Annotated in this window: 17 protein-coding genes and 1 pseudogene; 17 read left to right on the plus strand and 1 reads right to left on the minus strand. The window is 43.1% G+C overall.

All coding sequences use genetic code 11. The features are described from left to right. The 13 genes and pseudogenes from B9L19_RS08325 to B9L19_RS19340 all read left to right on the plus strand — a co-directional run bounded on the left by B9L19_RS08325 (position 1) and on the right by B9L19_RS19340 (position 11,028). Positions 1-288: a BMC domain-containing protein gene (locus tag B9L19_RS08325; protein ID WP_017435945.1), complete on the plus strand. Its 288-nt coding sequence runs from the start codon at positions 1-3 to the stop codon at positions 286-288. 11 nt (positions 289-299) lie between these two features. Continuing rightward, positions 300-1,079, plus strand: a complete 780-nt coding sequence (gene pduL / locus B9L19_RS08330; RefSeq protein WP_047752973.1) for a phosphate propanoyltransferase — start codon at positions 300-302, stop codon at positions 1,077-1,079. 10 nt (positions 1,080-1,089) lie between these two features. Next, positions 1,090-1,884 carry a hypothetical protein gene (locus B9L19_RS08335; RefSeq protein ID WP_047752974.1) on the plus strand — a complete coding sequence of 265 codons (795 nt, stop codon included), beginning with the start codon at positions 1,090-1,092 and terminating at the stop codon, positions 1,882-1,884. Positions 1,885-1,895: 11 nt separating this feature from the next. Then, positions 1,896-2,165: a EutN/CcmL family microcompartment protein gene (locus tag B9L19_RS08340; protein ID WP_023633558.1), complete on the plus strand. Its 270-nt coding sequence runs from the start codon at positions 1,896-1,898 to the stop codon at positions 2,163-2,165. A gap of 10 nt (positions 2,166-2,175) precedes the next feature. Continuing rightward, positions 2,176-2,514 (plus strand): ethanolamine utilization microcompartment protein EutS, encoded by a 339-nt coding sequence (gene eutS / locus B9L19_RS08345; RefSeq protein WP_023633559.1) that lies wholly within the window; start codon positions 2,176-2,178, stop codon positions 2,512-2,514. Beyond that, positions 2,511-2,954 carry a EutP/PduV family microcompartment system protein gene (locus tag B9L19_RS08350; RefSeq protein ID WP_047752975.1) on the plus strand — a complete coding sequence of 148 codons (444 nt, stop codon included), beginning with the start codon at positions 2,511-2,513 and terminating at the stop codon, positions 2,952-2,954. Before eutS ends, B9L19_RS08350 begins: the two co-directional genes overlap by 4 nt. 91 nt (positions 2,955-3,045) lie before the next feature. Continuing rightward, positions 3,046-4,470, plus strand: a complete 1,425-nt coding sequence (locus tag B9L19_RS08355; protein WP_047752976.1) for a sensor histidine kinase — start codon at positions 3,046-3,048, stop codon at positions 4,468-4,470. Further along, on the plus strand, positions 4,467-5,057 hold the full coding sequence (locus B9L19_RS08360) for an ANTAR domain-containing response regulator (protein WP_047752977.1): 591 nt from the start codon (positions 4,467-4,469) through the stop codon (positions 5,055-5,057). Before B9L19_RS08355 ends, B9L19_RS08360 begins: the two co-directional genes overlap by 4 nt. Before the next feature lie 30 nt (positions 5,058-5,087). After that, positions 5,088-6,545: an ethanolamine ammonia-lyase reactivating factor EutA gene (locus tag B9L19_RS08365; protein WP_047752978.1), complete on the plus strand. Its 1,458-nt coding sequence runs from the start codon at positions 5,088-5,090 to the stop codon at positions 6,543-6,545. Between the two features lie 13 nt (positions 6,546-6,558). Further along, a complete protein-coding gene (locus B9L19_RS08370) occupies positions 6,559-7,920 on the plus strand; it encodes an ethanolamine ammonia-lyase subunit EutB (RefSeq protein ID WP_047752979.1) in 1,362 nt (453 codons plus the stop codon). A gap of 27 nt (positions 7,921-7,947) precedes the next feature. Then, positions 7,948-8,805 carry an ethanolamine ammonia-lyase subunit EutC gene (gene eutC, locus B9L19_RS08375; protein ID WP_047752980.1) on the plus strand — a complete coding sequence of 286 codons (858 nt, stop codon included), beginning with the start codon at positions 7,948-7,950 and terminating at the stop codon, positions 8,803-8,805. 26 nt (positions 8,806-8,831) lie between these two features. Continuing rightward, entirely contained in the window at positions 8,832-10,229 is a 1,398-nt protein-coding gene (gene eat / locus B9L19_RS08380) for an ethanolamine permease (protein ID WP_047752981.1), read from the plus strand. A 22-nt stretch (positions 10,230-10,251) separates the two neighbouring features. Then, a pseudogene (locus tag B9L19_RS19340) lies at positions 10,252-11,028 on the plus strand (crotonase/enoyl-CoA hydratase family protein). Between the two features lie 586 nt (positions 11,029-11,614). On the opposite strand, the gene B9L19_RS08395 reads toward B9L19_RS19340, so the two are convergent. Beyond that, positions 11,615-12,109, minus strand: a complete 495-nt coding sequence (locus B9L19_RS08395) for a hypothetical protein (RefSeq protein WP_047752982.1) — start codon at positions 12,107-12,109, stop codon at positions 11,615-11,617. 234 nt (positions 12,110-12,343) lie between these two features. Between B9L19_RS08395 and B9L19_RS08400 the strand changes: the two genes are divergently transcribed. The 4 genes from B9L19_RS08400 to B9L19_RS08415 all read left to right on the plus strand — a co-directional run bounded on the left by B9L19_RS08400 (position 12,344) and on the right by B9L19_RS08415 (position 15,486). Then, complete coding sequence (locus B9L19_RS08400; RefSeq protein ID WP_047752983.1) at positions 12,344-13,501, plus strand: CapA family protein; 1,158 nt, start codon at positions 12,344-12,346, stop codon at positions 13,499-13,501. A gap of 10 nt (positions 13,502-13,511) precedes the next feature. After that, entirely contained in the window at positions 13,512-13,778 is a 267-nt protein-coding gene (locus B9L19_RS08405; RefSeq protein WP_141104717.1) for a hypothetical protein, read from the plus strand. A gap of 82 nt (positions 13,779-13,860) precedes the next feature. After that, positions 13,861-14,178: a hypothetical protein gene (locus B9L19_RS08410; protein WP_047752984.1), complete on the plus strand. Its 318-nt coding sequence runs from the start codon at positions 13,861-13,863 to the stop codon at positions 14,176-14,178. A 333-nt stretch (positions 14,179-14,511) separates the two neighbouring features. Further along, positions 14,512-15,486 carry an MBL fold metallo-hydrolase gene (locus B9L19_RS08415; RefSeq protein ID WP_025950820.1) on the plus strand — a complete coding sequence of 325 codons (975 nt, stop codon included), beginning with the start codon at positions 14,512-14,514 and terminating at the stop codon, positions 15,484-15,486. Positions 15,487-15,512: the final 26 nt, after the last annotated feature.

Genomic DNA, 15,512 nt, shown 5'->3' on the forward strand with positions numbered 1-15,512 from the left:
ATGGCGAGAGAATATTCGGCGCTTGGGATGATTGAAACAAAAGGGTTAGTTGGAGCCATTGAAGCGGCAGATGCAATGGTGAAGGCTGCAGATGTAAAGTTAATTGGGAAAGTGCAAGTGGGCGGCGGATTGGTAACAGTTTTAGTAAGAGGAGATGTTGGTGCGGTAAAGGCAGCAACAGACGCGGGTGCTGCAGCGGCAGAAAAGGTTGGAGAATTGATCTCTGTTCATGTGATTCCGCGTCCCCATGCAGATATCGAACTTCTTCTTCCAAAAGCGGGAGAGTAGGTTAGAAGTCAATGGCGGTAATTACGGAAACGTATTTAAGATCGGAAATGTTAAAAGGAACGTTATCAAATCCTTATTTCATTTCGCATCAACATCGACTAACGCCCGCTGCCCAAGACTTTTTGCGTGATCGAGGAATAAAAATTGAGGTAATGGGCAGCAACTCCATTCGAACTATCGCTAAATCAAAGGAATTGAGGATTCCAGTAGGAGTTTCTAATCGACATGTTCATCTCTCGCACCATGAGGTGGAAGTCTTATTTGGAAAAGGATACGAATTAACGCCGTACCGTTCACTCTCACAGCCAGGACAGTTTGCTGCGGAGGAAACCGTGACTCTTGTTGGGCCTAAAGGCGTTCTGTCGAAAGTGAGGATCTTAGGTCCTGCTCGAGAACTGACTCAAGTAGAGATTTCGCGCACTGATGGATTTACTCTTGGAATCCATCCACCCGTCCGTCTGTCTGGCTCGATTGAAGGGACGCCTGGTATTACACTTGTTGGAAAAGCTGGTTCTATAACAATTTCACAAGGTGTTATTGTTGCAAAAAGTCATGTTCATATGTCTCCAAACGATGCAAAGGAGTTCAATGTGAAAGACGGCGATCGACTTATTGTTCAAGCCATATCAGATCGATCGATTATTTTTCCAGAAGTCGTTGTTCGAGTAAACGAGAGATTTACCCTTGATTTCCATATTGATACCGATGAGGCAAATGCGGCGAACTTAAAGACAGGGGATTTTGTAAAAGTAATCGGGAGAAATGGCGAACCTTTTAGCGTAAATGCTTAGAGGTGATGAAATGGAGCATAATACGAATTTAGAGTTGAAAGTATTAGTCGAAACAATTGTGCGTGACCTTTTGGAAAAAGCTAATAGTGCTCAAAAGGTGCACAAAAAGGTATTATTCATCTTTTGTGATAGTTCAGCCCACGAATTATTTACAGATCAGCTAATCCAACTTGATAATACAGAAATTGGATACGATCTTTTATTCTTAGATGGGGAGACGTCCGCATGGCTTGGCCTTCATCAAATTGAGTCGACAGGGTCCACGAAGGTGATTGCGGCGGACGAATTGGCTCCTGCTCCTTTAGAACTTCCGAAAGAATATGAGGCAGTAGTAATTCCGGAAATTGACTTAGATAATGCAGCAAGGATAGCGCTTGGGCTCAAAGGCTCGGTTAAAGCGGAGATTGTGTTTTCTGCATTAACTTTGGGGAAGCCAGTCATCATTGGTGAGGATGTGCCGGGGATTAAGCGTGCTGATCGAAGAACATTAAAAAAATTATCCTTGCCGCCCGCTTACCAAAAACTTTTCATTCAATATAAAGAAGATTTAAAAAACATGGGAGTGATCCTTACAAAACAAGAACGAATATACGAAGCAATTTTAGAAAAGTTGAGCGGTTCTCCAACACATTCATCAGAGAGTGAGGACAAAGGAAAAAGATTTGAAGGAAACGTAGTAACAGCAGACTGGGTACATTACTATTTAGAGGAAAATGATTCATTGATAGTCAATAAGAAAGTATTAATTACACCGCAAGCAAAAGACCTATTAAATGAAAAGAGGATTGATGTCAAATTTGTATAGGAGTGATCCTCTTGTTTCTTGGGAAAGTGGTGGGGAGTGTTTGGGCAACGCAAAAAGAGGTCGGAATGGAACATTTAAAACTTTTGTTAGTTCAGCCCATCCACGCCGATGGAACGGATGCAGGCACACAAGTTATATGTGCTGATCGTATAGGTGCGGGACAAGGTGAGACGGTCATTGTTTCAAGGGGAAGCTCTGCTCGAATATTAATCAGTAAGGACTCTCCTGTTGATGCAGTTGTTGTAGGAATTGTCGATTCTTTCGAATACTGCAAAGAATAAGGAGAAAGATATGGAGAGAAAAGAGCGGATTATTCAAGAGTATGTGCCTGGAAAACAATTGAATCTAGCTCATATTATTGCCAATCCTGATGAATCGTTATATACACGCCTTGGCATAAATGAGGCGGGAGCTATTGGAATTTTAACGGTGACTCCAACCGAGACCGCCATTATTGCTGCGGATATCGCGACAAAATCGGCCGATGTAGAGATCGGTTATTTAGATCGTTTTACAGGTTCAGTCGTTATTACCGGCAATGTTTCTGATGTGGAAACAGCGATACAAAACATAAAGGAGTTTTTTGTTAAAACTTTAAAATTCTCAACTGCGGAGATTACAAGGTCATGAACAAAGGAAAAGTACTTGTTATTGGTCCGGTGGGATCTGGAAAGTCTACGCTGACGAAAAGACTTCTTGGCATGGAAGATGTTCCAGTCAAGAAGACACAATCGTTGGAATATACAAACTGGATTATCGACTCCCCTGGGGAATATAGTCAAAATCCAATGTATTATCGTACATTAATGGCGACAGCGTTGGAGGCAAAAGTTTTATTAATTGTTCAAGATGCTACACGAAGGGATTGTGCTTTACCCCCGAACTTTGCATCTGGATTTCCTCTTAATCCTATTGGAGTCATAACAAAAATAGATCATCCTAACGCAGATATCGAGACAGCTACCCGATTTTTAAGAACTGTACTGCCTGTAGGAGATATTTATTTGACTTCTTCTGTTACTCTTGTGGGAATAAAGGAATTAAAAGATCGAATTTTGTCGTACCTTTAGTAAATGTTGTCTAGAAAGTTTTGTTTACCAATTGTTAAAAAAATGAAAAAATAAAGATAACTAAACAGAAGAGAAGGGGAGTTGTAGAAACTTGATTCTCGAGGTATCTGCGTTGGCTTCTTTTTTAAGAAAAGAGGATATCAAAATTATAGAAGAGCTGTCCAAGTATTTGCAGTTATTTTCTGATCTATCACAATCAGATGTGTTTATTGATTGCTTGTTACCGGGGGGAGAAGAAGCGATCGTTGTCGCTGAAGCTCATCCAATGACAGGTAAATCACTCTATAGAGAACCAGTTGTTGGGAAAATTGCTTATAAGGAAAACGAGCCTGGGGTATTCTTTTGCTTTAAAACCGGCAGACCTGTTATCGGATCAAGAGGGGTTTCTCAGGAAAATGTAAACATGCAGCAAAATGTAATGCCCATCGTAAATGAATTTGGAAAGATAATAGGTGTATTAATCATGGAGCAAGACATTACTGAAAAAATACAACAGGAGAAAAATGTAGAGTTGTTAATGGAAACAACAGAGCAATTAAGTGAAACGCTTTATCACATAGCAATGTCAGAAGTTGCAATTCCAGACTTGATGCATGAAGGGTTGCTATTATTTGATTGCGATTATCAAATTATGTTTGCCAATGATCGAGCAAAAGAGATGTTTGAAGCAAATGGACACTTATTAGTTGGCAAGAAAGTGGATTCACTACCTTTTGGTTCCATGATTAAAGAAGGGCTTAATATACAAAAAGGAATGTTTTTTCATGAATTCGAACTAGGAGAGCATTTTCTTCAATTAAAAGCTGTTTCGATTCAACGAAATAACCGAACAGTAGGAGGGGTGCTTCTTTTGAGGGATTTATCAGAATTGAAAGAAAAAGAAAAGCAATTAATGATTAAATCAGCTGTTATTAGAGAAATTCACCACCGTGTTAAAAACAATTTGCAAACGATTGCCAGTTTGTTGCGATTACAAATGAGGCGAATAGACTCCCAGGAAGTTGAAAAAGTTTTTCGAGAAATCATCAATCGAATTACGAGCATCTCAATTATTCATGAAGTTCTTTCATTGGAAGGAACGGATATGATTGAATGCAAAGAAGTGATTGAATTGGTGTCGAATGCCATTATTTCATCTATGAAACAATCAGAACAAAAGATTACAATTCAAGTAGAAGGATGTTCTCTTTATTTACCTTCTCAAAAGGCTAGTTCTTTAGCTCTTGTCATTAATGAATTGGTACAAAACGCCATTAACCATGCGTTTATCAATCTTGATGAGGGAGTTATCCGAATTGAGTTGAAAAAACAAAATCAAATTGTAAGCCTTGCAGTAACAGATGACGGTGTAGGGGTTGATGTTGAAAAAGTACAGCAAAAAGGACGGCTAGGGCTTCAAATATGTCAAACGCTCATTTCGGAAGATTTAGGAGGAATTTTAGAGTTTGAAAATAATCACCCTGGGACCAAAGTGACCGTTACTTTTCCGCTTCCCAAGGAGGGCCTAGTGACATGAGTACATTGAAACTTATTGTTGTAGATGATGATCCAATCACTCGCATGGATATCAAGGAAATGCTCATGCAGGCGGGATATGAGGTGGTGGGGGAAGGGAGAAATGGAGAGGAGGCCATTGATTTAGTATATCAGTTCAAACCGGATATTGTTATTATGGATATTAAAATGCCAAAAATGGATGGGATAAAGGCAACTAGAATAATCAGAAAATTCAATCTATGTGCTATTGTTTTACTAACTGCTTATAGTCAACGTGAGCTTGTAAATGATGCAAAAGAGGCAGGAGTAACCGGTTATTTAGTAAAGCCTGTTTCAGAAGAGGATTTAATTCCAGCCATTGAGATTGCGAAAAGCCAACAGGAGCAGTTCCGCTTGTTAGAAAGAGATATCCAACTATTAAAAAGGTCAATAGAGGAACGAAAAATAATCGAGAAGGCAAAAGGCAAGCTAATGAAACGATTTTCTTGTTCAGAAGAAAAAGCATATGAATGGATGAGAAAAAAGAGCATGGAACACCGTATTTCCATGTTTAAATTGGCAGAAAAAATTCTCGAAAAATATGAGAATTCGATGACGAATAAATGATATGTAATCATTTCCTGAGGTGTGATTATAGTGGAAGGTAAAACAATTATTAGTGTAGGGATTGATATCGGAACAAGTACGACAAAATTTGTTGTCAGTCATTTAAAATATGCAAAAGTATCCAACCATTTTTCGTTGCCTCGTTATGAAATTGTTGAAAGAAACGTTGTGTATGAGAGTCCGATGTACTCAACACCGCTAAAAGGAAAACGGGATGAAATTGATTTGGAAACCCTTGTAGGATGGCTTGAAGATCAATATCAAAAAGCAGGGGTCGACATACGTGATGTAAAATCTGGAGCTGTTATTATAACAGGCGAAACGGCGACGAAAAAAAATGCGGAGAGCATCTTGCATTATTTGGCTGAAAAATCGGGGGATTTTGTAGTTGCCATAGCTGGCGCCAGTTTGGAAGCACTACTTGCAGGCAAAGGATCGGGTGCTTTTTCGAGATCTAAAGAAGTAAAAGGAATCATTGCTAACCTTGATATAGGGGGAGGAACAGCGAATGTTGTTCTTTTTCAGAGAGGGAAAGTATTAGGTACTATTACCTATCATGTTGGTGGGAGACTAATCGAATTAAGTCAGAATGGAGAAATTACATTTATATCTCCATCTATTCAATCTTGGTTGGATTCAAAAAATTATCGACTGTATATAAACCAAAAAATTAGTTTTACAGAAATCCAGCAAATTGTCCAGCAAATGTGCAATGATATGTTAGATTCGTTAACTGGTCAGCAACCGATTCGATCGGATGATTCACTAATTCACAGTACGAGCTTTCAAGTGATTCCGCCTATCGATGAAGTGATGATTTCGGGAGGGATCGGTCGGTTGCTTGAGGAAGAAGCACCTAAAACAATCTATGATACAGCTATCTATGGAGATGTTGGTCCGCTTCTTGCTCATGAAGTAGTAAAAGCAATTGAAAAGTGTTCATTAAAACTAATCAAAGCAACGCAAACATCTCGTGCAACCGTAATCGGAGCCGGGATGCAAAGTACAGAAATTAGCGGGGCTACTATACATGTTGCTTCATCGCGTCTCCCTATTCGTAATTTACCCATTATGATGATTGAGCTAGATCATCACCAGATAAACAATAGAGATTATGTGTATAAGCAAATCAAACAAGCCATGATGGATTGGAAGCAATACATCCAAGAAGATCAAGAACTTCCTTTTGCGATTTGTATGAAGGGAATTTTTCATTGCTCTTATTCTGTATTAAAAGAAATAGCCAAGATATTGTTTTTACTTTATGAAAAGAATTTCCCCAATCATTCGATTATAGTTGTCATTTGTGAAGACGATATTGCGAAAGCGTTTGGACAATTGCTAGTACTTCAATCGAAAAATAAAGTAGATATTATTTCAATTGATCAAGTTATAGTTGAACAAGGTGATTACATTGACATAGGGGAAACAATCAATCAAAGTATGGTCCCTGTAGTAGTCAAAACATTAGCTTTTACGAAGAGTTAGGAGGTGATTCTATTTGAAAACAACGATCACTCTAATGGGGAAAACGTATCAATTTAAAGGTTTAAAGGAAATTATGGCAAAAGCAAATGAAGAAAAATCTGGCGACCAGCTGGCAGGCATTCATGCCCAAGATGCACAAGAACGCATTGCAGCGAGACATGTTTTATCAGACCTAACCCTTGCTGATATTCGAAACAACCCTCTTTTGCCGCCCGAGGAAGATGAAGTGTCGCGTGTCATCGAGGAAGGAGTTAATGAAAAAATTTATGCATCCATTCGAAATTGGACAGTTGCGGAACTTCGTGAGTACCTTTTGTCCCCGAACGTCACGAACAATGAAATCTCTCATATCCGTAGAGGGTTAACAAGCGAAATGATCGCGGCTGTAACAAAGATTATGACAAACTTAGATTTGATACAAGCTGCATCAAAAATTACGGTAGAAACGCGTTGCAACACAACAATCGGCCAAAAGGGGCGATTGGCGGGAAGAGCGCAGCCCAATCACCCGAATGATCATTTACAAGGAATCAAGGCAGCCATTTTCGAAGCTTTGAGTTATGGTGTTGGAGATGCTGTTATTGGAATTAATCCTGTAATCGATACAGCAGATAGTGTAAAAGCCATTTTAAATATGACAAAAGAATTGATGGAGAAATGGGGTATTCCTACACAAAACTGTGTTTTAGCGCATGTCACGACGCAGATGCGAGCAATCAAACAAGGAGGAACAGCAGATTTATTGTTCCAAAGCTTGGCCGGTACAGAACTGGGAAACAAAGCATTTGGCATTAGTGTGGAATTGCTAGATGAAGCAAATGAATTAATCTTAAAAGAGGGGACGGCCGCTGGTCCAAATGTATGGTATTTCGAAACAGGACAGGGGTCAGAACTATCCGCAGATGCCCACCATGGTATAGATCAATTAACATTAGAAGCTAGGTGCTATGGGCTGGCGAAACGATATAATCCGTTTATGGTAAATACGGTAGTGGGCTTTATTGGTCCGGAGTATTTATACAACAGTAAGCAAGTTATTCGCGCGGGACTTGAGGATCACTTTATGGGGAAACTTCATGGTTTGCCGATGGGAGTAGATGTTTGTTACACCAATCATATGAAAGCAGACCAAAATGACATGGAAAACTTAGCCGTTCTGCTCGTTGCAGCAGGTGTGAACTTTTTGATTGGGGTGGCGATGGCAGATGACTGTATGCTAAATTATCAATCTCTTAGTTTCCATGATATTGCTACATTAAGGGAGTTGCTCCATATGCGGCCCGCTCCGGAGTTCGAGCGATGGTTAGAAAAAATGGGAATTATGGAGAACGGAAAGTTAACATCAATGGCTGGTGATCCCACTTTATTTTTATAAAGTTCTGAAGGCGGGTGATTTGCGAAAATGAATCAAGTGGATATTCAACGAATTGTTGAGAAAGTGATGGTGGAATTAGAGACTAGAGTATCTCGACAATTAAAAGAAAACATTGATGAAAAAGAATGTGAAAAAAAGTTTCATTATACGACGTTTGATTGGTTAACCTCCGTTCCAAATCCGAAATTTCCTGAAGGAATTGACGAATTGCGAAAAGTCACGCCCGCGCGTATAGGGGTATGGAGAACAGGAACACGCCCGTTGACTAAAACGATTTTAAAATTACAACTTGATCATGCCGCTGCCGTTGACGCTGTGAGTGGAGAAGTTCTTGATAGTTTACTTGAAGAATTTGGTTTATTTACGGTCGAGACTTGTTATGAAAACAAAGAAGTTTATTTAAAGAGACCAGACAAAGGACGCGTTCTTACGGAAGAAGCAGTCAAAACCATTCAAGAAAAATGTGTGAAAAAACCTCAAGTACAAATTGTTGTTTCTGATGGATTAAGTGCAAGTGCGATTGAAGCAAATCTTAGAGATATTTATCCAGCATTGTTGGATTCATTAAAGGTAAACGGGTTAACACAAGGAACTCCTTTTTTTGTTAAAGGTGGAAGAGTAGCATGTATGGATCATATCGGTGAAATTTTGCAACCAGAAGTACTCGTTCTTTTGATTGGAGAGAGACCGGGCCTTGTTTCTGCCAATTCCATGAGTGCGTATATGTGCTATAGACCGAGAAAAGGAACAGTAGAGTCAGACAGAACTGTGGTTTCCAATATTCATTCAGGAGGCACACCTCCCGTTGAAGCCGGTGCCTATATTGGTACGGTTTTAAGAAAAATGATTGAGCAAAAAGCTAGTGGGGTGCGTCTAGAGCTATAGTAATCATTTGAAGGGGGAAGGATAGCATGGCCAACAATACGAATAACCATTTGCATAAAGAGTTAAAACCCATTCATTTATGGGGTATTGCAGTCGGAATGGTGATTTCAGGTCAGTATTTCGGGTGGAATTACGGATTTGAGCAAGGTGGAACGATAGGATTAGCGATTGCTGCGATTATTGTGACTGTTTTTTATACGACTTTTATATTTAGCTATTCAGAGCTTTCTACATCTATTCCCCATGCTGGAGGGCCATCGGCCTATGCAAGAAAAGCAATGGGCCCTTATATGGGGTTTATGACGGGGTTAGCATGTTTACTTGAATTTGTTTTTGCTCCACCGGCCATTGCTGTAGCAACAGGAGCCTATATTAACTTTTTATTTCCAAGTATTAATGCTGTGTATGCTACAGTAGCCGTTTTTTTATTCTTTATTTTCATTAATCTTATAGGAGTAAAAGGGGCTGCGATCATTGAACTGGTAGCTACGGTTTTAGCCTTGATTGGCTTAGGCGTTTACTATGTTGCTGGACTGCCTCATGTAAATGGCTCAGCCATATTTAGCAACATGTCAGCTTTTAAAGGTTGGACAGGAATATTTGCCTCTATTCCTTTTGCTATTTGGTTTTTCCTTGCTATTGAGGGGGGAGCGATGGCAGCAGAAGAGGTGCGTAATCCCAAAAAGGATATACCAAAAGGATTTATTTCGGGAATCTTGACATTAGCAGTTGCAACCGTTCTTACGTTGCTTGTAACAGCCGGGCTTGGTGGAGGAGAAGGAAAACCTGCTGATTATCCGCTTCCTCAAGCTCTAGCCAGTGTTTATGGTGAAGAACATATTTTGCCTAAAACAGTCGCTATCATTGGTTTGTTTGGATTGATTGCAAGCTTACATGGCATAATTATTGGCTACTCTAGACAAACGTTTGCATTAGCCAGAGCAGGGTACCTCCCTGGATTTTTAGCTAGCTTATCGAAAAGAGGGGTTCCACATTGGGGATTAATTGTACCTGGCATCATAGGAGTAGCTAGTGCCGGTTCTGCCAGCTTTGCCAATGCATTGATCATTTTATCTGTATTTGGTGCGATTACGATGTATTGTTTGAGTCTCATATCGCTCTTTATATTAAGAAAAAAGGAACCGCATATGGAGCGACCGTTCAAGGTGAGTTACCCAGTTGTTCCAGGAATCGCACTCTTTTTAGGGATTGTTTCGTTCTTTTGCGTACTGAAGTACAGTGTGTTAACTACTAATTTGCCGTTTTTTGGAATCGAAATCCCATTAATCGCTATCATTTTGTTCGTATTTGGCCTGGGCAGCGCTTATTACTTTTTAATAGGTTCGAAGAAAATTCGCCCAATATCCGAAGAATTTGTATCGATCGAAGATATCGCTTCTAGCCAAAAAAATGCATCGTTGTAATTTATTGCGGGAGGGAAGATGAATGGTGGTTCGACTAGAGCGAAAAGGAAGATTTTGTACGATTATTCTTAGTCGGCCGGAAGTGAGGAACGCGGTTGACCGCGAAACAGCTGAGCAGTTGGCACATGCTTTCCGAACCTTCGAGCAAGATGATGATTTATATGTTGCGGTGCTATGGGGGGAAGGAGGGAATTTTTGTGCAGGAGCCGATTTGAAAGCGCTTTCTGAGGGAGATGAACAAAGAGTTAACCGTTTAAACATAGACATGAGCCAAGATGGCCCAATGGGGCCGACAAGAATGAGATTAGGAAAACCAGTTATTGCTGCAGTAGCGGGATAAGCGGTGGCAGGAGGCCTAGAGCTTGCCTGTTGGTGTGATTTACGTGTTGTCGAGGAAGATGCGGTGTTTGGAGTTTTTTGCCGGCGTTTCGGCGTCCCTCTCATCGATGGGGGCACTCAGCGCCTTTCACGCCTAATCGGTATGAGCAGAGCTTTAGACTTAATTTTAACGGGACGCCCGGTAGGGGCAGAAGAAGCGTTAATGATTGGTTTAGCGAATCGTGTTGTCCCTACTGGCCAAGCAAGAATAGAAGCGGAGAAGTTGGCAGAACAAATAGCGAGTTTTCCGCAAATTTGTTTACGCAGTGATCGGCAAGCTGTTTACGAAGGAATAGGTTTGGACTTGCAAAAGGCAATGGAGTTGGAATTCCAATTGGGCATGAAAGTGATCCAAAGTGGTGAAACGAGACAAGGCGCCCAGCGTTTTTGTGAGGGAGAAGGAAGACACGGGCGATTCTAATTGTTTTTGCCAGACAAAATAACGATGAAAAAAGGGGTTTATGATATGCATGCACGCGAATTAATTCAAAGAGGCGCAAAATATTATGCGAATCATATAGTTACCCGTGGTGCTAGTTGAACGCTAGCGCTCAAATGGCAGCCTATTGCTTTTGAAACTTGGACCGACCTGCAGGAACATGAAAGTGCTCTTGCATGGGGATTCTCCTTTCCAATGTTTGATTGTACTTTCATTTTAAGGGGATTCTCATGCAAGGGCTATTTTTATGCTTGTTTGAGTTTATCTAGCGCCACGGGTTTTACACATTTTGGAGTTCGGGTATTTTCAGGATGCAAACAATTTGAAACGTTAATGTTTACGCTCTGTTATGGAACTAGCTGGTATTTTACCGACTGTTGGGTGATTGAGCAACATCACTTCCGGACTTATCCGTGGATTCAGGAAGTGGTTGGTTGTTCGGTCTTCTGTTACGCCTTGGCTTGCCTCCGGCAGTTAGGAAAAGTGGACAACACGCTTTAGGATCAACAATATGTTAAACCTTCCAGTTGCATTTATATATAGAAGGTTAAACGTTGTATCGGCCGTGTTACTCCACCTTCTTCAGCAAATACATCTCCTCCTCCACTTTCGCGATGCGGCCAAGTTGATAATCAAGCCGTTGATGAATGAGGGAGATGTCTTTTTTTGTCGCCATTTGCTCGCGGAGTCGGGAAAGATCGTCTTTTGTGGCCATCTGCTCGCGAATGGCGGCCATGTCTCCGCGGAGGTTGGCGATTTCATGGCGCATGCCGTCTTGGATGCTGCGCTGTTCGAGTTGATTGTCGCGGATCGCTTTGATCATGTCCGTGTTTTCTTTCATCTGCTCCTTCAGCCAGCGCAGCTCTTCTTCCTGCTTGTCCATCCGTTGCTCCAGTTTGTCCATCCGCTGTTCAAACGTATCCATCCGTTGTTCCAGTTTGTCCATTCGTTGTTCCAGTTGACCCAATTTTTGCTTCACCGTTTGCATGTCTTGCTTCAGGACGGACATGTCATCGACAAGTCCTTGAACAAGTGTGGTTAACTGCCGCAACAGCTCTTCCATGAAGAAACCTCCTTATCGAGAGGGGATTTTGCTTGGGGCGTTTCAATCATGAAACGTGAGGAGTCCGAGATGTGGAAATAGAGGGGGCGCCTGCAAGCTCATTATATCATGGCTTGGCTAGGCCATCACTCCTAAATTGAGGGGGAAGGAAAGGGATAAATAGGGTGTGTGTTGAATATGTGTTTAGCAGAAGTTTTGGCAGTTTGAAGAAAATAGATGGATAGGAGAGGGAGCATGAACGGATGGATGAAGGGGAAAAATGCGGCGCTTCTGTGTATGGCGTCCGTCTTTTTATTTTCCTGCAACAATGCGGCTGATCGCGGCGCCGAGGAAGTGCTGGCGGCGCCAAATGAACCGGCGGGGCAAACCATCGAGCATCCACCGCTGCCGGGTCCTGTCGACAAAGCGGCGCTGGCGCTCGCTGCAACGAAACAAGCGGCGCCGAAACCGAGCGAGGTGCGCATCGTCGTGAGCGCGGCAGGAGATGTGACGCTCGGGCGCGATGAAAATTATGGCTATGCGTATTCGTTTGATGAAGAAGCAAAGAAGCACGGCTTGCGCTATTTTACGAAATACATTGAGCCGATCTTCAAAAAGGACGATTTTACGACCGTCAATTTGGAAACGACGCTGACAACCTCGACGCGCAAGGCAAGCAAGACATTTCGTTTCCGCGGCCACCCGAGCTATGCGAAAATTTTGACCTACGCCGGCATTGATGCGGTGAATCTGGCCAATAATCATACATACGATTATTTGCAAAAAGGGTATAACGATACGATCGCCAATCTAAAAAAAGAAAAGATCGGTTATTTCGGCCGGACGCTTCGGCTGATGAAAACTGTCAAGGGCATTCAAATTGGAACGCTCGGCTATGAAGGCTGGAGCAATACAAGCACATTGCGCAAACAAATTGCTGGTGACATTCGCGCCTTGCGGAACCAAGGAGCCGATCTCGTCCTCGTTCATTTTCATTGGGGAGTCGAACGAAGCTATGTGCCAAACAGCACCCAAAAGGCGTTCGGGCGCTTTGCGATTGACAGCGGCGCTGATTTGGTCGTCGGCCATCATCCGCACGTCATTCAAGGGATTGAGGAGTATAAAGGGAAGTTCATCGTCTACAGCCTCGGCAATTTTATGTTCGGCGGAAACAAAAACCCGAGCGACAAAGATACGTTTGTTTTCCAGCAGGTGTTTTCTTTTCAAAACGGCAAGCGGACGGCCAAAAAAGAAATCCGCGTCATCCCATTTCGCATTTCATCGGTGACGACAAGGAACAATTATCAGCCGATGCCGTTAGCCGGAGGGGAAGCAGCCCGAGTGAAACGGAAAATTGTCTCGCTGTCGGCGAAAATCAAAAAGCCGACTTGGACCGCGTACGAGGTCAAATGAAAAAGGGAGGGTGTCTCGAAAGGGCGGGACACCTTTTCTTATTGATGACACTATGTTGTATTTGTCGAAAAAGGCTGGCGGTTTGATGAAAAAGCAACCCAAAACCGGCTTTTCTGCTAGCAAACGCCCTGTTTCAACGAAACCAATCATTTTTCGCCGCTCTTCTAAGGAAAACACCTTTTTGGGCTATCCCTTCGCCTGTTTTAGGCTTTACGGAACGATGGATGCGCATGCTCTTCTGCTTTTATCTTTTTGGCAGCAAGCCTTCGTGCGTTAACGTTTTCCATGTATGACTTCCCCTTAACAACGTATATTAACCGTTGAAACGGAAGCCGTTAGGCGAAGGAGGTGTGTGTTGAATGAATCGTCTGTTTCAATGGTTTCGCATCCAGCGCAACCACCGTTTCTGGAATTCATGGTTGGCGCTTACCGGACGGCGGAGAAACAATGGCGCCATCTGGACGTTTGTCAGCTTAGGGGTAGGTGCGGCGGCCGCCGCGATGGTTGGCGCTAGAAGGAGATCGGGCATAGGGTGGATGACGGCAGGACCGATGCAAAATATGATCCGCGGCCTAAACCGCTGGATGGGGCGGCGAATGGGCACGACGCGTGTTGCTCCGGCGGAGTTTGCCGAAGAAATGGCTCCTTGGCGGCGAGACGGCCAAGGGAATCAGTAACGGTTTTTATTCTTTTTGCGGGCTGGCAGTGCGGCGCTTAACAGCTTGTTCCTTGCCGCATGCGGCCCGCCTTGTGTTTTGATCATGCGTCATTGCTTTTGGAAAAAGCAAAGGGGTAAGCGCCAGTTTGTAAACTGCGTGGTAAAAAGAAGGGGAAGGGCGGCCGGCGCTCTGTTTTTTTTGCGGCAGTCATTGGCATTTTCTCTTGAAAAACAAGGAAATTTGCACCATAATAAAAGAAAATTCGAAATATAAAGATATTGGAGTCTGTTGGCGAGCAGCTTGAACGGTAGTCGTCGATTGAGGGAAAGAATCAAGGGAGAGGGGAAAGAGATGGCGCATGTCAACATTGAAGCGGTGGGGGATGGGGTATATCGTGTTCCGATTCCTGTCCCCTTCCCAATGAAATATGTGTATTGTTATGTATGCCGTGAAGCGGATGGTTGGAGTATAGTGGATGTTGGGTTCCGCTATATTGACGCGATTTCTGCTTGGGAAGCTGTCTTCCAACGACTAGGAATCAAGCCGCGGCACGTTCGCGCCATTTACATCACGCATTTTCATCCTGACCATTTTGGCTTGGCCGGTTGGATGCAACAGCAGACGGGGGCGCCTGTCTGGATCAGTGAGCCCGATTATGCGATGGCGGAACGGGTTTGGGGAGAAGAGAGTGTCCAGACAGGAGAGGTGGCGGCTCTGTTTCGCCGCCATGGCGTCCCAGACGGCCTTGTGGCGGACATCGAAGAGAGTATGGAGAAGTTGTCGCTCCGCGTTAGTCCGTTTCCTGTGTTAACGGTACTGGCTGACGATGAAATTGTGCTCGGCCAACGGCGGTGGACCGTCATTCCGGTTCCGGGGCATAGCGATGGGCTGGTCAGTTTTTATCAGCCAGAGTCACGCCAGCTGCTTGTCTCTGATCATGTGCTTGACCGCATTACCCCAAACATCGGGGTATGGCCGGGCGCCCATCCGAATCCGCTCGAGCAATATTTTGTTTCGCTGCGCAATGTGGAGGCTCTCCATGTGGAGGTGGCTTTGCCTGCTCATGGCGCTGTCATCCGTCAATTTCGCGAGCGGATCCGTGATATTTTCCGCCATCACGAGCACCGGTTGAAAAAAATGAAAGCGTTGACAGAAAAGGGGCGCACCGCTTATGACATCGCTGATCTTGTGTTCGGCCATAAGCCGTTGACGGCGCATCAATGGCGGTTTGCGGTGGCGGAAACGTTGGCGCATTTGGAGTATTTAGTATCCATTGGCCAAGTACAAAAAGATGAGCGGAACGGCGTGTTCGTATATGAATCATGATTGTCCTCTGCTATACGCGGAAAAGT

Source organism: Geobacillus thermocatenulatus, from assembly GCF_002217655.1.
In the GTDB taxonomy this organism is placed as follows: Bacteria; Bacillota; Bacilli; order Bacillales; family Anoxybacillaceae; genus Geobacillus; species Geobacillus thermocatenulatus.